At 69.5% G+C, this 16,680-nt stretch carries 11 protein-coding genes and 9 pseudogenes; 16 read left to right on the forward strand and 4 right to left on the reverse strand.

Annotated features, from left to right (window positions below; all coding sequences use genetic code 11):
- Positions 1-19: 19 nt before the first annotated feature.
- The 8 genes and pseudogenes from dnaJ (at position 20) to era (ending at position 5,946) form a co-directional block, all read left to right on the forward strand.
- Positions 20-1,128, forward strand: a pseudogene (gene dnaJ / locus KAE78_RS16025) (molecular chaperone DnaJ).
- A 4-nt stretch (positions 1,129-1,132) separates the two neighbouring features.
- On the forward strand, positions 1,133-1,861 hold the full coding sequence (locus KAE78_RS16030; protein WP_223172593.1) for a 16S rRNA (uracil(1498)-N(3))-methyltransferase: 729 nt from the start codon (positions 1,133-1,135) through the stop codon (positions 1,859-1,861).
- A gap of 24 nt (positions 1,862-1,885) precedes the next feature.
- Complete coding sequence (locus KAE78_RS16035) at positions 1,886-2,233, forward strand: HIT domain-containing protein (RefSeq protein ID WP_223172594.1); 348 nt, start codon at positions 1,886-1,888, stop codon at positions 2,231-2,233.
- Positions 2,234-2,279: 46 nt separating this feature from the next.
- Positions 2,280-3,305: a PhoH family protein gene (locus KAE78_RS16040; protein WP_223172822.1), complete on the forward strand. Its 1,026-nt coding sequence runs from the start codon at positions 2,280-2,282 to the stop codon at positions 3,303-3,305.
- A pseudogene (gene ybeY / locus KAE78_RS16045) lies at positions 3,302-3,765 on the forward strand (rRNA maturation RNase YbeY). The gene KAE78_RS16040 and the pseudogene ybeY overlap by 4 nt, the downstream one beginning before the upstream one ends.
- Positions 3,762-4,634, forward strand: coding sequence for a CNNM domain-containing protein (locus KAE78_RS16050; RefSeq protein WP_223172595.1), 873 nt, complete (start codon positions 3,762-3,764; stop codon positions 4,632-4,634). Before ybeY ends, KAE78_RS16050 begins: the two are co-directional and overlap by 4 nt.
- Positions 4,604-5,041, forward strand: coding sequence for a transporter associated domain-containing protein (locus KAE78_RS16055; protein WP_262927886.1), 438 nt, complete (start codon positions 4,604-4,606; stop codon positions 5,039-5,041). The genes KAE78_RS16050 and KAE78_RS16055 overlap by 31 nt, the downstream gene beginning before the upstream one ends.
- Positions 5,034-5,946, forward strand: a pseudogene (gene era, locus KAE78_RS16060) (GTPase Era). The gene KAE78_RS16055 and the pseudogene era overlap by 8 nt, the downstream one beginning before the upstream one ends.
- Positions 5,947-5,961: 15 nt before the next feature.
- Here the strand turns inward: era and KAE78_RS16065 are convergent.
- Entirely contained in the window at positions 5,962-6,651 is a 690-nt protein-coding gene (locus KAE78_RS16065; protein ID WP_223172596.1) for a GNAT family N-acetyltransferase, read from the reverse strand.
- Between the two features lie 72 nt (positions 6,652-6,723).
- A pseudogene (locus KAE78_RS20090) lies at positions 6,724-7,606 on the reverse strand (sugar kinase).
- Between the two features lie 108 nt (positions 7,607-7,714).
- Here KAE78_RS20090 and KAE78_RS16075 point away from each other — a divergent pair.
- The 5 genes from KAE78_RS16075 (at position 7,715) to leuA (ending at position 12,867) form a co-directional block, all read left to right on the forward strand.
- A complete protein-coding gene (locus KAE78_RS16075) occupies positions 7,715-8,722 on the forward strand; it encodes an alanine racemase (RefSeq protein WP_223172597.1) in 1,008 nt (335 codons plus the stop codon).
- Positions 8,664-8,975, forward strand: coding sequence for a hypothetical protein (locus tag KAE78_RS16080; RefSeq protein ID WP_262927889.1), 312 nt, complete (start codon positions 8,664-8,666; stop codon positions 8,973-8,975). Before KAE78_RS16075 ends, KAE78_RS16080 begins: the two co-directional genes overlap by 59 nt.
- Positions 8,976-8,994: 19 nt before the next feature.
- Positions 8,995-10,128: an amidohydrolase family protein gene (locus KAE78_RS16085; RefSeq protein ID WP_223172599.1), complete on the forward strand. Its 1,134-nt coding sequence runs from the start codon at positions 8,995-8,997 to the stop codon at positions 10,126-10,128.
- Between the two features lie 459 nt (positions 10,129-10,587).
- Positions 10,588-10,977 carry a RidA family protein gene (locus KAE78_RS16090; protein WP_223172600.1) on the forward strand — a complete coding sequence of 130 codons (390 nt, stop codon included), beginning with the start codon at positions 10,588-10,590 and terminating at the stop codon, positions 10,975-10,977.
- Between the two features lie 129 nt (positions 10,978-11,106).
- A complete protein-coding gene (leuA, locus tag KAE78_RS16095) occupies positions 11,107-12,867 on the forward strand; it encodes a 2-isopropylmalate synthase (protein ID WP_223172601.1) in 1,761 nt (586 codons plus the stop codon).
- A 161-nt stretch (positions 12,868-13,028) separates the two neighbouring features.
- On the opposite strand, the pseudogene KAE78_RS16100 reads toward leuA, so the two are convergent.
- Positions 13,029-13,747 (reverse strand): annotated as a pseudogene (locus KAE78_RS16100) (trimeric intracellular cation channel family protein).
- A 36-nt stretch (positions 13,748-13,783) separates the two neighbouring features.
- On the opposite strand from KAE78_RS16100, the pseudogene recO reads away from it, so the two are divergent.
- The 3 pseudogenes from recO to KAE78_RS16115 all read left to right on the forward strand — a co-directional run bounded on the left by recO (position 13,784) and on the right by KAE78_RS16115 (position 16,142).
- Positions 13,784-14,511 (forward strand): annotated as a pseudogene (gene recO / locus KAE78_RS16105) (DNA repair protein RecO).
- Positions 14,508-15,303: pseudogene (locus tag KAE78_RS16110) on the forward strand (isoprenyl transferase). The pseudogenes recO and KAE78_RS16110 overlap by 4 nt, the downstream one beginning before the upstream one ends.
- Positions 15,304-15,435: 132 nt before the next feature.
- Positions 15,436-16,142: pseudogene (locus tag KAE78_RS16115) on the forward strand (DsbA family protein).
- Here KAE78_RS16115 and KAE78_RS16120 read toward each other — a convergent pair.
- Positions 16,139-16,632: pseudogene (locus KAE78_RS16120) on the reverse strand (glutathione peroxidase). The pseudogenes KAE78_RS16115 and KAE78_RS16120 overlap by 4 nt on opposite strands.
- Positions 16,633-16,680: the final 48 nt, after the last annotated feature.

Below are 16,680 nucleotides of genomic sequence, written 5' to 3' on the forward strand. Positions count from 1 at the left end.
CGTACGCAGAAAGGTGATTGTGGCCGACCACTATGAGGTTCTCGGGGTGTCGCGTGACGCCTCCGACGAAGAGATCAAGAAGGCCTACCGAAAGCTCGCCCGCCAGCTGCACCCGGACGTGAACCCGGGTGAGGAGGCGGCCGAGAAGTTCAAGGAGGTCACCCACGCCTACGACGTGCTCAGCAACGCCGACTCCCGCCGCCGCTACGACATGGGCGGTGACGGCGGAGCCGGCTTCGGCGGTTTCGGAGGCTTTGGCGACATCTTCGAGACGTTCTTCGGCGCCGCGCAGGGCGGGGCCGATCGGCGCGTCCGCGCAGTCGCCGCGAACGCGGACAGGACGCCCTCGTACGCATCACGCTCGACCTCGGCGACGTGGTCTTCGGGGTGCACCGCGACATCGAGGTCGACACCGCGGTACTGTGCGAGACCTGCCAGGGCTCCTGCACGCAGCCGGGCACCTCACCGGTCACCTGCGACATCTGCGGCGGCACCGGGCACGTGCAGCGCCAGGCGCGCACGCTCCTGGGCAACGTCGTGACCTCGCAGCCCTGCGGGAGCTGCGAGGGCTTCGGCACCCGCATCGTCCACCCCTGCGAGGCCTGCCACGGACAGGGGCGCGTGCGCTCGCGTCGCACGGTCTCCCTCGACATCCCGGCCGGGGTGGAGAGCGGGCTCCGCCTGCAGCTGCCCGGCTCCGGCGAGGTCGGGCGGGGCGGCGGTCCCCACGGCGACCTCTACGTCGAGGTGACCGTCGCGCCGCACCCGACCTTCAGCCGTGAGGGCGACGACCTGCTGGCGACGCTCGAGGTGTCGATGACCGACGCGATCCTCGGCACGCAGACGACCATCGACGGGCTCGACGGCTCCGTAGACCTGGAGATCCGCGCGGGCGTGCAGTCCGGCGACGTGCTCACGATCAAGGGTCGGGGCATCACGCCGCTGCGCGGCTCGCAGCGCGGTGATCTGCGGGTGGGCGTGCAGGTGGTGACCCCGACGCGCATCGACGGCAAGCAGCGTGCCCTCATCGAGGAGTTCGCGAAGAAGACCAAGGCGCCCGGGCCGCAGCTGGCGCAGTTCCAGCAGGGGCTCTTCTCGAAGTTCCGCGATCGGTTCCGGGGGAACTGACCCGGTGGCCCTGCACTTCCTGACGCCGGATGCCGCGGCGGCCGCCGTCGGCGACAGCGTCGCGCTCACGGGCGGCGAGGCCAAGCACGCCGCCGTCGTGCGTCGTCTGCGCGTCGGGGAGGCCGTGACGCTCGGAGACGGTGCGGGCACTTGGCTGGAGGGCACGGCCGAAGAGGTGGCGCCGTCACACGTGGACATCCGCATCATCGCGCGCGCGGTGCATCCGAAGCCGGCGCGACGCATCGTGCTCGTCCAGGCGCTGGCCAAGGGCGACCGCGACGAACTGGCCGTGCAGGCGGCCTGCGAGCTCGGCGTCGATGAGGTCGTGCCCTGGCAGGCGGCCCGCAGCGTGTCGCGCTGGCAGGGGCCGAAGGCGGTCAAGGGGCGCGAGCGCTGGGAGAGCATCGTGCGGGAGGCGGCCAAGCAGGCGCATCGCGCCTGGGTGCCCGAGGTGTCCGCGCCGGTGACGACCGCGCAGCTGCGACAGCGCGCCGAGGCGCAGCGTCTGCTCGTCCTGGAGCCCACGGCATCCGATCGCCTCTCGGAGGTCGTCGCCGACGATCGCGACATCGTCCTCGTCGTCGGCCCCGAAGGCGGGATCTCGCCCGAGGAGCTCGCACAGTTCGACGAGGCCGGTGCCGAGCGGGTGCGACTCGGCGACACCGTGCTGCGCACCTCCACCGCCGGTCCCGCGGCGATCGCCCTGCTCTCGGCCGCCCTCGGGCGCTGGTGAAGCGTCCACGTCTACACTGGGAGCATGAGCGAACCCTCGATCTTCACCCGCATTCTCCGCGGCGAGATCCCCGCTGAGATCCTCGTGGACGACGAGCGCGTCTTCGCGATCCGCGACATCAATCCGCAGGCGCCGCTGCACGCCCTCGTGATCCCCAAGACCGAGGAGTACCGCGACGTGACCGAGCTGGCCGCGGGCGACCCGGCACTCCTGGCCGAGATCGTGACCGTGGCGAAGCGGATCGCCGAGGAGCACGCGAACGGCGAGTACCGGCTCATCTTCAACAACGGCGCCAGCGCCGCCCAGTCCGTCTTCCACGTGCACGCCCATGTGCTCGGCAACATCGAGGAGAACAAGCTCGTTGGCTTCTGACGATCACGACAGTGTCACCGAACGCATCTATGCGGACGGCATCGCGATGGTGCAGCTGCTCGGTCCGCAGGACCGGCTGCTGCGCATGCTGGAGAAGGAGCATCCCGAGGTCGACGTGCTCGTCCGCGGCAACGAGATCACGCTGACCGGAGCGACCGATGCGGTGGCCTCCGCGCGCCGGCTCGTCGACGAACTGCTGGAGATGACCCGCGCCGGACATGATCTCGCACCGGCCGACGTCACGACGTCGGCGCGCATGCTGCGTCAGGACGACGGACCGCGGCCGAGCGAGGTGCTCGGCGAGGCGATCCTGTCCACGCGCGGCAAGGTCATCCGCCCGAAGACGCTGGGGCAGAAGGACTACGTCGACGCGATCGACGAGAGCACGATCGTCTTCGGGATCGGGCCCGCCGGTACCGGCAAGACCTATCTCGCGATGGCCAAGGCGGTGCAGGCGCTGCAGCGCAAAGAGGTCCAGCGCATCATCCTCACCCGGCCCGCGGTCGAGGCGGGGGAGCGGCTCGGGTTCCTCCCCGGCACGCTGACCGACAAGATCGACCCGTACCTGCGCCCGCTCTACGACGCGCTCAACGAGATGATGGACCCGGAGCTGGTACCCCGGCTCATCGCCACCGGCACGATCGAGGTCGCCCCCCTCGCATACATGCGCGGCAGGACCTTGAACGACTCCTTCGTCGTGCTCGACGAGGCGCAGAACACCACGCCCGAGCAGATGAAGATGTTCCTGACCCGGCTCGGCTTCGGCACCAAGATGGTCGTCACCGGCGACATCACCCAGATCGACCTCCCGCAGGGCGCCTCAGGACTCCGGCTGGTGACGCGGGTGCTCAAGGACATCGACGACATCCATTTCGCGATGCTCACCAGTGCCGACGTCGTGCGTCACTCCCTGGTCGGGCGCATCGTCGATGCCTACAGCGAGTACGACGAGAAGCGCATGGCCGACCGCTTCGAGCGCGAGCAGGCATCCGAGTTCGCGAACCGTGCCGAACGTCGTGCGGCGCAGCGGCCCGGACCCCGTGACCACCGCCCCAAGCGAGGACGCTCATGATCGAAGTCAACAACGAGTCCGCGATCGACGTCGACGAGTCGATGCTGATGCGGCTGACCGAGTACAACCTCGCCCAGCTCCACGTGAGCGCCGATGCGGATGTCGCGATCGTCCTCGTCGACGAAGGCGCCATGGAGGCGCTGCACGTGCAGTGGATGGATGAGCCGGGGCCCACCGACGTGCTGAGCTTCCCGATGGACGAGCTGCGCCCGGGACCGACGGCCGCATCACCCCGGCGGGGCTCTTGGGCGACATCGTCCTGTGCCCGCAGGTCGCCGATGCGCAGGCGCAGGCGGCGGGCCATTCGCTCATGGACGAGCTCGTGCTGCTGACCACGCACGGCCTCCTCCACCTCCTCGGCTTCGATCACGCCGAGCCCGAGGAGGAGCGGGAGATGTTCGGTCTCCAGCGCGAGCTCATCAAGGGCTTCGCCGGCTACGACCGTCGCAGCGACCGATGATCACACCCACGCTGCTGCTCATCGCCGCGGTGCTCCTCGTCGCCTTCGGCGGGCTGGTGACGGCGATCGACGCCGCCCTCGGCGTCAGCTCCCGCGGCGACCTGCAGGACCTGGCCGAGGAGTCCCGGCATCCGAAGGCCCTTCTCCGCATCGCCGACGACATCGACGCGCACGCGAACGCGGTCGTGTTCATCCGGGTCATCGCCGAGACCGCCGCCGCGGTGCTGGTCACGGTGGCCTTCACCCTGTTCTTCGACAACATCTGGTGGGCGATGCTCGCCGCGGCCGTGCTCATGACGGGGATCTCCTTCGTCGTGGTCGGGGCGAGCCCGCGCGCATTCGGCCGCCATCATGCCGAGGCGATGCTCCGCACCACCGCCCCGCTCGTGCGAGGGCTGCGGGTCATTCTGGGGCCGCTCGCGGAAGGGCTCGCGCTGATCGGCAGCAAGGTGACGCCGGGAACCTCCCGCAGCTCCTTCACCTCGGAGGAGCAGCTGCTGAGCATGGTCGACGAGGCCGCCTCCAACGATCTGATCGAGGAGGACGACCGTTCGCTCATCCACTCGGTCTTCGACTTCACCGATCGATTCGTGCGCGCCGTGATGGTGCCGCGCACCGAGATGGTCACGGTCGACGCCGAGGCGACGATGAGCGAGGCGATGACGCTGTTCCTGCAGCGGGGCGTCTCGCGCATGCCGGTCGTCGACGATGACGCCGACGACGTCGTCGGCGTGCTGTACCTGAAGGACCTCGTGCAGTTCGCCTACCGCGACGACAGCGCCTGGCGGGGGAGTCGATCCGGTCGATCTCGCGGCCCGCGACCTTCGTGCCGGAGTCGATGCGAGCCGAGACCCTGCTGCAGCAGATGAAGCGCGACGCGGTGCACGTGTGCCTTGTCATCGACGAGCACGGCGGCATCTCGGGGCTCGTGACATTGGAGGATCTCATCGAGGAGCTCGTGGGCGAGATCGCCGATGAGTACGATCAGGTCTCCGCAGAGGTCGTGGAGATCGGCGCCGGTTCGTATCGTGTCAGCGCCAGGCTCGCGCTCGACGAGGTCGGCGACCTGTTCGACGTCGAGCTCGAGGATGAGGACGTGGACTCCATCGGCGGGCTCCTCGGCAAGGCGCTGGGGCAGATCCCGCAGCCCGGGGCGACCGCTCAGGTGCAGGGACTCGTGCTCACCGGTGGAGCCTCGCGCGGCCGGGGCCGGGGGATCGCGACCGTGTTCGTGGAGCGCGCGACGCGCGAGGAAGAGGAGGAATCGGATGCCTGAGACCACCCGGAGCGGATTCGTGACGTTCGTGGGCCGCCCGAACGTCGGCAAGTCGACGCTCACCAATGCGCTGGTCGGCGAGAAGATCGCGATCACGAGCGAGAAGCCGCAGACGACGCGCCGAGCGATCCGCGGGATCGTCAACCGCCCGCAGGGGCAGCTCGTGATCGTCGACACCCCTGGCATCCACAAGCCGCGCACACTCCTGGGTGAACGGCTCAACGACCTCGTCGAGCAGGTGCTCGGCGATGTCGACGTGATCGGCTTCTGCGTGCCGGCGACGGAGAAGGTCGGTCCGGGGATCGGCGCATCGTCGCCTCTCTGGACGGCTACCCGCGTGCGAAGAAGGTCGCGATCGTCACGAAGACGGATGCGGCGAGCCGCGACGAGATCACCGAGCGGCTGATCGAGGTGGACGCGCTGCGCGAGGACTGGGCGGCGGTCATCCCGCTGTCGGCGCTCACCCGCGAGCAGCTCGACGTGCTCGCCGATGAGGTGCTGTCGCTCATGCCCGAGGGCGAGGCGCTCTACCCCGAAGGCGTGATCACCGACGAGTCCGAGGAGGACCGCATCGCCGAGATCATCCGCGAGGCGGCGCTGGAGGGGTGCGCGACGAGCTCCCGCACTCGATCGCCGTCGTGATCGACGACATCGCCGCCCGCCCTTCGACAGGCTCAGGGACCGCGCCGGAGATCACCGACATCCATGCGAGCATCGTGGTCGAGCGCGACAGCCAGAAGGGCATCATCATCGGGCACAAGGGCTCGCGCCTGCGCGACGTCGGCGCCCGCGCCCGCGCGCAGATCGAGCCGCTGGTCGGCACTCAGGTGTTCCTGAAGCTGCACGTGCGCATCGCCAAGGAGTGGCAGCGCGACCCCAAGCAGTTGGGGCGACTGGGCTTTTGAGCTTTGCGGTCGCGCCTACTCGGTGAAGAGGTAGCCGCGACCGGTCTCGAACCCTCCGATGCGCAAGCCGCGACCGAGGAGAGCCTCCATCTCCGCGCGCAGTCGCATCCGCCATTCGTGTGCGGCATCGGGGTCTGAGGCACGCATCGACTCGATGTCGTCGGGGATCTCCAAGGTCTCGACCACGCTGTCGGCCGGCGGAGGTCCGGCGATGTCGGCGAGCGACCACTCGACATCGAGCCGGTCGCTCTCGTCCCCGGCGTCGCCACCGCCGAAGATGCCGTAGAGGTTCACGCTGTAGCCGGTCACCCGGGCACCGAGGACGGTCAGGAAGAAGTGCGCGTTGCGGGCAACGAGGGGATCGAACGTCCAGGTGATCCGGCCGACGTCGCGGGAGAACGCCCACTGGCGTTGGTGCTCTTTGAGCTCGCGACCCCAGCCCTTGCCGCGGTACTCGGGCAGGAGCGCGGTGATGTGGGAGTGCATCGTGCGCCTGCCGGGCTCGCCGAAGAACGCGATGGAGGCGCCGACCATCCGCTTCCCGCCGCCCTCGTCGTCGAAGAGCCCGACGACGTAGTTCCCCGACTGCTGCAGGGCGCGCAGGGTCCCTGCGTCGATGACGCGCTCAGGGCCCCGGACGGAGTCGAGCAGACTCTGGGCGTCGAGGAGGAGTTCAACGGTGTCAAGATCATGGATGGTTCGCACCACTTCAGTCTGCCCCTGCGAGGGCATCGGCGGAACCTGCGCGGCGCCCGTGTCGTCGGAAACGAGGGGATCTCAGACGTCGTGGGTGCTGCTGAGGGCGCGCGCGGCGATCGCGTGGCCCTGCAGAAGCCGCTCCTGCGGGCCGGCGCCGTCGAGGAAGGCGGCCAGCCACCCGGCGGCGAAGGCGTCTCCGGCGCCCACGACCTCGACGACCTCGACCGGGGGCGTCGCGACGAACTCCGCACCCTCGGCGGTGAACTCGGTGGCGCCGACCGCGCCGTCCTTGACGACCAGGTGGGGCACGCCGGGCAGCAGTGCCCGCACGTCCTCTGCCGTGGGGTGTTCCACAGCCCTTCGGCCTCGTCGCGCCCGACGAAGACGATGTCCGATCGGCGGGCGATATCGAGCAGGGCGGCAGGAGCGTCGGCGGAATCGGCCCATACCGCGGCGCGGTGGTTCACATCGAAGCTCAGCAGTGTCTCGCTCGTGCGCGCCACGCGGATCAGCTCTGCGACGAGCTCCGCGGCCGAGGCGGAGATGGCCGCGGTGATCCCCGAGACGTGGGCGATGCGCACCGTGTCCAGACCGTAGTCGGCGACATCGTCTGCGCTCATCCTGGTGGCGGCCGAGTCACGCCGGTAGTAGAGCACGCCGTGGCCCGGGTTCTTCAGGTACAGCCCGGTCGGACGCTCGGGGTCGATGCGCACCCGTGAGACGTCGACGCCGTCGGCGCGCACCTGATCGAGGATGCGCTCCCGAGAGCATCGGCGCCCAGGGCGCTCGCCCAGGCGGTGCGATGCCCGAGCCTGGCGAGATGGCGGGCGACGTTGCACTCGGCGCCGCCGGAGGCGATGTGGAACTCCTCGGCGGTGCGCAGCGGTTCGCCGGTGACGGGTGTGACCATGGCCATGGTCTCGCCGATGCAGAGGACCTCGGAGGGCTCGGGTTCAGGCATGTGGCTATCATGGCTACACTTCCGTCGCCAGACAAATCGCGCGCAGGGAAGCGCCCGCCGGAGGCCCGAGGGGGCGAAGCGCGTCGAGCGAGAGGACAGCAGGGGACGATGACCGAGACGGATGCGGCCCCGCTGAGCGTGCACGACAAGTCGTTCCCCGCGGATGCGGCAGGGCTCACCGTCGACGCGTTCCTCGCGACCGAGCCCGCCTTGGCCGACTTCTCCACACCGCTTTTTGCGCTGGCGGCCGAACCGCTCGCGCACAACATCACCACGATCGCCCGCTGGGCCGTGCAGCAGGGCGCCGAGCTCATGCCGCACGGCAAGACCACGATGGCGCCGAGCCTCTGGCACCGACAACTGGACGCCGGAGCAACGGGCATCACGGTCGCGACCGGCTGGCAGGCGCGGGTGGCGCTGCATGAGGGCGTCGAGACGGTGCAGATCGCGAACGAGTGTCTCGATCCGGGCTCGCTGCGTGCGATCTCGGCCCATCTGAGAGAGAACCCGCGCACGCAGGTACTGGCCTGGGCCGATTCCGTGTCGACCATCGCCCGGATGGAGGAGGTGCTGGGCGAGGTCGCGGAGCCGTCGCGCATCGGCATCCTGGTCGAGTTGGGCGCCGCAGGCGCACGCACCGGAGCGCGCAGCGCCACCACCGCCCGAGAGGTCGTGGCGGCCGTCCGCGCCTCGGGGTCGCTGCGCCTGGTCGGCGTCGCCGGCTACGAGGGGCACTCGCGCACGATCGCACGCCGTCGTCGGTGCGGGCGGTGGGTGCCTACCTGGCGGAGCTCGCCGCCTTCGCCGTCGAGGTCGCCGCGGAGGAGCCCCGGCACAGCTCATCGTCTCGGCCGGTGGCAGCGCCTACCTCGATCTCGTCGCCGAACATCTCGCGTCGTGCCGCGAAGCGGGGCTGCGCGTGGTGGTGCGCTCGGGCGCCTCCCTCACGCACGACGACGGCTTCTACGAGGACATCTCGCCGCTCAGCGACGCCAACGCTCTCGACCGGGACTCCTCCCTGCGATCGGCGATGGTCGGATTCGCGCGCATCATCTCGATGCCCGAGCCCGGTCTGGCCCTGTGCGATGCGGGCAAGCGCGACTTCCCCTTCGATGAAGGACTCCCGGTGCCGCTGGCGTGGTCGGCCGCACCCGGAGCCGCGGAGCAGCCCCTTCTCGACGCGCACGTGACGGCGCTCAACGATCAGCACCTGTTCCTCCGCCTCGCTCCGGATGCCGAAGGCCCGGCCCTCGGCGACGTCGTGCGCTTCGGCCTCTCGCATCCCTGCACCGCCTTCGACAAGTGGCGAAGGATCCCGGAGTTCCGTGCCGACGGGACGATCGTCGCCGTGCACGACACGCGATTCTGAGCACGGCGGCAGGAGGAGCATGAGCACGGTCATCCGCGGCGCGCGCATCGTCGTCGGCGACGGCGAGCCGACCCCCGCCGATCTCCTGCTGCACGAGGGACGCATCCGCGCCGTGGGCGTGGTGGAGGCGCCCGAAGACAGCGAGGTGATCGACGCGGAGGGCAGGATCGCGATCCCGGGCCTGGTCGACACGCACTCGCACGCCGACGCCGCGGTCTTCCGCGAGGACGTGCAGCTGGCGCTTCTGCGCCAGGGGGTCACGTCGATCGTGGCGGGGCAGGACGGCGTCTCCTTCGCGCCCGGCGATGGCGCGTGGGCGGGCGAGTACTTCGGAGCGATCAACGGGCGGCATCCGACATACCGCGGCGGCGGCATCGCCGCGCTGCTGTCGACCTACGACGGCACGACGCCGATCAACGTCGCCTGTCTCGTCCCCGCGGGCACCGTCCGCCACGAGGTCATGGGCGATGACGATCGCACACCGGATGCCGGCGAGCTGGTCCGCATGGTCGAGCTCGTCCGCACGGGCATGCGCGAGGGCGCCGTCGGCCTCTCCAGCGGCCTGGACTACGTGCCGGGGATCTTCGCCTCGGCGGAGGAGCTCGCGGCCCTGTGCGCGCCGGTCGCGGATGCCGGAGGCGTCTACGTCACGCACATGCGCGGCGGATACGAGGACAACTCCCGTGCGGGCATCGAAGAGGCGGAGCGGATCTGCCGCGCCTCGGGCGTCGGGCTGCACGTCTCGCACTTCCACGCCCGCGCCGACGAGGTCGAACGCCTCATGGGCGGACTGTCGGATGCCGGCGTCACCGCCTCCTTCGACATGTACCCGTACACACGCGGCAACTCCCTCCTGGCGATGCTGCTCCTGCCGCCCTGGCTGAACAGGCTCGGCGGCGAGCAGGCGGCCACGGAACTGGCCGACGGGCACGTCCGCGCGCGGCTGCGACAGGAGTGGATCCCGACCGTCGCCGCGCACCCCAGCCTGGGCGCCGCCTGGCCCGAGATGATCACCGTCTCGCACATCGCCGCGGACGAGTTCGCGTGGGCGCACGGCCGGACGCTCGGCCACATCGCCCGCGAGCGGGGACGGATGCCGCATCCGCCGCCTTCGACCTGCTCCAGGCCGCCAGGCTCGAGGTCGCCGTCGTGATGGCCGTGCGCGACGAGCGGCCCGTGACCGATCTCGGGAAGCTCTTCACCCTGCCCGGGCACCTCGGCGGTTCCGACGGCATCTTCATCGGCGCCCACCCGCACCCGCGAGGCTACGGCACCTTCGCGAGCTACCTCGCCGACCACACCGTCCGGCACCGCTACTACACCTGGGCGGCGGCCATCGATCACCTGTCGACGGGCGCGGTGCGGCGCTTCGGGCTCGGCGCCCGCGGTACTCTGTCACTCGGAGCGATGGCCGATGTCGTCCTCGTGGACGAGGATCGCGTCGCCGCCCGCGCGGACTACGCCGATCCGACCCGCCTCGCCGAGGGGATCGACGACGTCTGGGTCGCCGGCCGGCCGGTGCTCCGGGACGGACGGCTCACGGGGAGAGTCCGGGACAGGGCCTCCGCCGATCCACGAGACCCACCACACCAACGCAGAGGACGCACGACCCATGACCAAGACCGCCATCCGCGTCGACGACGCCCCGAAGCCCGCAGGCCCCTACAGTCAGGGCATCGTGATCGGCGACCTCATCTTCACCGCCGGCTTCGGCCCGCAGGACCCGGCGACCGGCGAGGTGCCGGAAGGCGTCGGCGCGCAGACGCGCCAGGTGCTGCGCAACGTCGCGGCGGTGCTCGCCGCCCACGGCGCCACGCTCGACGACGTCGTGAAGTCGACGGTGCATCTCGCCCACCTCAAAGAGGACTTCGCCGAGTACAACGCGGCCTACCGGGAGTTCTTCTCCGAGCCGTATCCGGTGCGCACGACCGTCGGCTCCGAGCTCGCCGACATCCTCGTCGAGATCGACGTCGTCGCCCGGGTGCCGCGCGTGACGGCGTGATGGTACGCTGTCGACATGCAGTTCGGCCTGCTTCTTCTTAGCTGCCGCGACGAGTCCTCGGACTAGGGCCTCTCTCGTCGCGGCGCTTGTGCTGGCCCGTTCCCGTTTGACGAAGAGAAGAAGCCCATCATGCAGAACACCCAGCGCCCCTCAGGCATGCCGACCCACAAGTACCGCCCGTTCCACGAGCAGATCGCCGTCGAACTGCCCGACCGCACCTGGCCGAGCCGGCGCATCACGCAGGCACCCCGCTGGTGCGCCGTCGACCTCCGCGACGGCAACCAGGCCCTCATCGACCCGATGTCGCCCGAGCGCAAGCGCGTCATGTTCGAGCTGCTCGTCGGCATGGGCTACAAGGAGATCGAGGTCGGCTTCCCCTCGGCGAGTCAGACCGACTTCGACTTCGTCCGCCAGCTCATCGAAGAGAACCTGATCCCCGACGACGTCACGATCCAGGTGCTCACCCAGGCGCGCGAGCACCTCATCGCGCGCACCTACGAGTCCATCGCCGGCGCCAAGCAGGCGATCGTGCACCTGTACAACTCCACGAGCGTGCTGCAGCGCGAGGTGGTCTTCCGCACCGACAAGCAGGGCATCATCGACATCGCGCTGGAGGGCGCGCGTCTGTGCCGCAAGTACGAGAAGACGGTCCCCGACACGCAGGTCTACTACGAGTACTCGCCCGAGTCGTACACGGGCACCGAGCTCGAGTTCGCCGTCGACGTCTGCAACCAGGTGCTCGATGTCCTGGAGCCCACGCCCGACCGCAAGGTCATCATCAACCTGCCGGCGACGGTCGAGATGGCCACGCCCAACGTCTACGCCGACTCGATCGAGTGGATGAGCCGCCACCTGAACCACCGCGAGAACGTCATCCTCTCTCTGCACCCGCACAACGACCGCGGCACGGCAGTGGCGGCCGCCGAGCTCGGCTACATGGCCGGCGCCGACCGCATCGAGGGATGCCTGTTCGGCAACGGCGAGCGCACCGGCAACGTCGACCTGGTGGCTCTCGGCGTGAACCTGTTCACCCAGGGCATCGACCCCCAGATCGACTTCAGCGACATCGATCACATCAAGCGCACGGTCGAGTACTGCAATCAGCTGCCCGTGCCCGAGCGCAGCCCCTGGGCGGGAGACCTCGTCTTCACCGCGTTCAGCGGCTCGCACCAGGATGCCATCAAGAAGGGCTTCGAGGCGATGGAGGCCCGTGCGGCATCCGAGGGGAAGACGGTCGACGAGATCGAGTGGGGCGTGCCCTACCTGCCCATCGACCCGAAGGACCTCGGCCGTTCCTACGAGGCCGTCATCCGGGTCAACTCGCAGTCCGGCAAGGGCGGCGTCGCCTACCTGCTCAAGACCGACCACGCGATCGATCTGCCGCGCAAGCTCCAGATCGAGTTCTCGGGCGTCGTCCAGGCCAAGACCGATTCCGAGGGCGGCGAGGTCACGAGCGAGGAGATCTGGGCGATCTTCAACGACGAGTACCTGCCGTCGGATGCCGCTGACGCCCGCTGGGGCCGCTTCGAGCTGCTGGCGACGCAGACCCGCAGCGACATGTCGGGCGAGGTCGTGCTCGACGTGACGCTGCGCGACGACGACGCCCAGATCGAGAGCACCGGGCGCGGCAACGGCCCGGTCGCCGCCTTCGTCGAGGTGCTGCGCGCGCAGGGCTTCGACATCACGGTCTACGACTACGTCGAGCACGCGCTTAGCGCCGGCGGCGACGCGCAGGCGGCCGCCTACGTCGAGCTGCAGGTCGGTGAGGAGCGGCTGTGGGGCGTCGGCGTCGACGGCGACATTTCCACCGCGAGCCTCAAGGCGATCGTGTCGGGCGTCAACCGCGCGATCCGCACGCGCGAGTCCGAGCTGGTCGCCGCCGCTCGTTGAGCGCGGGTAGGAACCGGTCGTTGAGCGACCATCGCCGTAGGCGGAGGGAGCGTCGTACTGAGCGAGCGAAGCGCGTCGAAGTATCGAAACGCGGCGAGAACGCGCACGTTGAGCGGTGTCCTCACCGCGTTTCGTCTCGGTCGCGCTCCGCGCGTCCTCGCTCAACCGCCGGGAGGGAGGGTGTCGTCTTCGGGGCCGGGCTTGACGATCGGGATCGCGCCCGTCTCCGCCGCCACCCGGCGGCGGTGTAGGCGGCGCTGCTCGGGCAGTGAGAGGTCGAAGATCACGGCGAGCACGCGGGTGATCGCCGTGACGGCGATGCCGACGATGGCCGCGATCACGAGGCCGACGCCGAAGGCGTCGAGGACGACGATGACGAGGCAGCCGAGAGCGGCGGCGATGGCGTAGAGCGAGCCCACGTGCATGATCGCCACGGGCAGCCCCATGATCATGTCGCGCAGCACGCCGCCGCCGACGGCCGCGCACATGCCGATGAAGACGGCCGGCACCGGGGGACGCCGAGGCTCAGCGCCTTGGTCGTGCCGAAGGCGCCGAACATCCCGATCACGACGGCGTCCAGTCCGACGATGATGCCGTTCACCCGGTTCAGGGCGCCGGCCAGCAGCATGCCGAAGAGCGCACCGCCGACCGCCGCGACGAGGTACCAGTTGTTCTGCAGCGTCGCCGGCGGCTGCCCGAGGAGCAGGTCGCGGATGAGACCGCCGCCCATGCCGATGAGGATGCCGATGATCGCGACGCCCAGGAGGTCCAGTCGTCGCTGCCCCTGGAAGCCGGAGGCGAACATGGCTCCCTGGATGCCGCCCAGTCCGACGGCGGTGAGATCGGCCCAGAACGGAATGGTGAAGAGCGGCTCGGTCACCCGTCCATTGTCGTGCCCACGGAGGATAATCGGGTAATGCCCACCTATCGAGACGAAGCGGTGATCCTGCGCACCCACAAGCTGGGTGAGGCGGATCGCATCGTCATGATGCTCTCGCGCCGTCACGGCAAGATCCGTGCCGTCGCCAAGGGCGTGCGGCGCACCTCCTCGAAGTTCGGGGCGCGGCTGGAGCCGTTCATGGTCGCCGATGTGCAGCTGTACGAGGGGCGTTCGCTCGATGTCGTGCAGCAGGCCGAATCGCTCGGGTCGTACGGGGCGGCGATCGCCGCCCACTACGATCGCTACACCGCCGCGCACGCCATGGTCGAGACCGCCGACAGATTGAGCGATGCCGAGGCGACGCGCGAGCAGTATCTGCTGCTCGTCGGCGGTCTCCGTGCGCTCTCGCAGGGCGAGCATGCCGCGCGCAGCATCCTGGACTCCTATCTCCTGCGCGTCATGTCGCTGTCGGGATGGGCGCCGTCTCTGCACGACTGCGCCCGCTGCGCCGCCCGGGGCCCCACAACTCCTTCGTCGCCCAGCTCGGCGGGATCGTGTGTGCCTCCTGCGCGCCACCGGGCAGCGCCCGGGTCGCTCCGGGCACGCTCGCTCTCCTGCATGCGCTGCTCCGCGGCGAGTGGGCGGTCATCGATGAGGCGCAGGAGTCGGATGCCGCATCCGCCTCGGGCCTCATCGGCGCCTATGCGCAGTACCATCTGGAACGCGGCATCCGGTCTCTGTCGCATGTGGAGGGAACGCGGTGACGCCCAAGCCGTACACGCACAAGGATGCGGTGCCCTATCGTCCGCTGGACTGGACGGGGCTGCATCCGCCGGCGTTCCCGGCGGTTCCCGCGCATGTCGCGATCGTCATGGACGGCAACGGCCGCTGGGCGAACAAGCGCGGACTCACGCGGATCGAGGGCACAAGGCGGGGGAGGAGGTCCTGCTCGACGTCGTCGCCGGAGCCATCCAGGCCGGGGTCACGCACCTGTCGGTGTACGCCTTCTCGACCGAGAACTGGGCACGGTCGCCCGAAGAGGTGCGCTTCCTCATGGGCTACAACCGCGACGTGCTGCACCGCCGCCGCGATCAGCTCAACGAGTGGGGGTGCGCATCCGCTGGGCCGGGCGCACGCCGCGGCTCTGGCGTTCGGTGATCAAAGAACTGCGGATCGCCGAAGATCTCACCCGCGACAACGACGTGCTGACGCTGACGATGTGCATCAACTACGGCGGGCGCAACGAGATCGTCGATGCGGTGCGCGCGATCGCCGAAGACGTGCGGGCCGGGCGGGTCAAGCCCCAGGCGATCACCGAGCGGATGCTGCGCCGTCACCTCTACATCCCCGACATGCCCGACGTCGACCTGTTCCTGCGCAGCTCGGGGGAGCAGCGCACCTCCAACTTCCTGCTGTGGCAGTCCGCCTACGCCGAGATGGTGTTCCTCGACACGCTGTGGCCCGATTTCTCCCGCACCGAGCTGTGGCGGGCGATCGAGATCTACCTCTCGCGCGACCGCCGCTTCGGCGGCGCCGTGGATGCGCCCGAGGCGTGAGCCCGCCCGACTCGCGGACATCCGCCCGTTCTGCGGACGAACACGCGACATCCGTCCGCGAATCGGGCACCTGTCCGCAGATCGGGCGCGACTCGGAGGAATAGACGCGAAGCGGATGCCGTTGTCCTCAGTGTGAGCGAACCCATCTCTATCGACATCTGGTCCGACATCGCCTGCCCATGGTGCTACATCGGCAAGCGCAACCTCGAAGAAGGGCTCGCAGCCACCGCGGGTGATGACGACGCTCCGCAGGTCACGGTGACCTTCCACTCCTACGAGCTCTCGCCCGACACCCCGGTCGACTTCGAGGGCGACGAGGTCGACTTCCTCGCCACCCACAAGGGCATGCCGCGAGAGCAGGTGCAGCAGATGCTCGAGCGCGTCACCGGCGTCGCGAAGAACGCCGGGCTGGAGTACCGCTTCGACATCCTCCAGCACACCAACACCGTCAAGGCGCACGAGCTCCTCCACCACGCGAAGGCGAAGGGCGTGCAGCAGGAGGTGGCCGAACGCCTCATGGCGGCGTACTTCACCGAGGGCAAGCACGTGGGACGCATCGACGACCTCGTCGAGCTCGCGGCATCCGTCGGTCTGGAGTCCGAAGAGACGCGCGAGGCACTGGAGTCCGCCCGCTATCTGCCGGCCGTGCGCCAGGATCAGGCGCAGGCGCAGGCCTACGGCATCCAGGGGTGCCGTTCTTCGTGATCGACGGCAAGTACGGCATCAGCGGCGCGCAGCCGGCGGAGACGTTCTCGAACGTGCTCCGCGACGTCTGGGCCAAGCGCGGCGCCGAGGCCGTCGAAGACGATGAGCCGGCCGCGGAGGGCGTCAGCGCCTAACCGGCGAGCGCCTTCTCGATCGCCGCGACGATCTCGGGGGAGTCGGGCTTCTGCTTCGGGCGGAAGCGCTGGACCGAACCGTCCGGGCCGACGAGGAACTTCTCGAAGTTCCACTCGACCCGGCCCCCGAGCCACCGGCATCCGGCGTCTCCTTGAGGGCCTTGTAGAGCGGGGCGGCGTTCTTGCCGTTGACCTTCACCTTGTCGTTCACCGGGAACGTCACACCGTAGGTGGCCGAGCAGAACTCCAGGATCTTCTCGATCGATCCGGGCTCTTGCCCCATGAACTGGTTGCAGGGGAAGCCGACGACGGTGAAGCCGCGGTCGCCGTAGGTGCGCTGGAGCTCCTCCAGCTGCGCGTACTGCGGCGTCAGCCCGCACTTGGAGGCGACGTTGACGACCAGGACGACGTCTGCGCCGTAGTCGGCGAGCGTCTTCTCCTCGCCTGCGGCGTCGGTGAACGGGATGCTGCGAACGTCGTTTTCTGCCATGTCCACAGCCTACGCGCGCGCAGACGCACAAGGGCCTGCGGGATGGGA

The organism is Microbacterium sp. NIBRBAC000506063 (assembly GCF_017968845.1).
In the GTDB taxonomy this organism is placed as follows: domain Bacteria; phylum Actinomycetota; class Actinomycetes; order Actinomycetales; family Microbacteriaceae; genus Microbacterium.

Excerpts from the sequence above, each read along its gene's own strand:
- KAE78_RS16055 (WP_262927886.1), top strand. The coding sequence starts at position 4,604 with ATGCGAGCCGAGACCCTGCTGCAGCAGATGAAGCGCGACGCGGTGCAC.
- KAE78_RS16085 (WP_223172599.1), top strand. The coding sequence starts at position 8,995 with ATGAGCACGGTCATCCGCGGCGCGCGCATCGTCGTCGGCGACGGCGAG.
- KAE78_RS16080 (WP_262927889.1), top strand. The coding sequence starts at position 8,664 with ATGCCCGAGCCCGGTCTGGCCCTGTGCGATGCGGGCAAGCGCGACTTC.
- KAE78_RS16040 (WP_223172822.1), top strand. The coding sequence starts at position 2,280 with ATGGTGCAGCTGCTCGGTCCGCAGGACCGGCTGCTGCGCATGCTGGAG.
- leuA (WP_223172601.1), top strand. The coding sequence starts at position 11,107 with ATGCAGAACACCCAGCGCCCCTCAGGCATGCCGACCCACAAGTACCGC.
- KAE78_RS16035 (WP_223172594.1), top strand. The coding sequence starts at position 1,886 with ATGAGCGAACCCTCGATCTTCACCCGCATTCTCCGCGGCGAGATCCCC.
- KAE78_RS16050 (WP_223172595.1), top strand. The coding sequence starts at position 3,762 with ATGATCACACCCACGCTGCTGCTCATCGCCGCGGTGCTCCTCGTCGCC.
- KAE78_RS16090 (WP_223172600.1), top strand. The coding sequence starts at position 10,588 with ATGACCAAGACCGCCATCCGCGTCGACGACGCCCCGAAGCCCGCAGGC.
- KAE78_RS16075 (WP_223172597.1), top strand. The coding sequence starts at position 7,715 with ATGACCGAGACGGATGCGGCCCCGCTGAGCGTGCACGACAAGTCGTTC.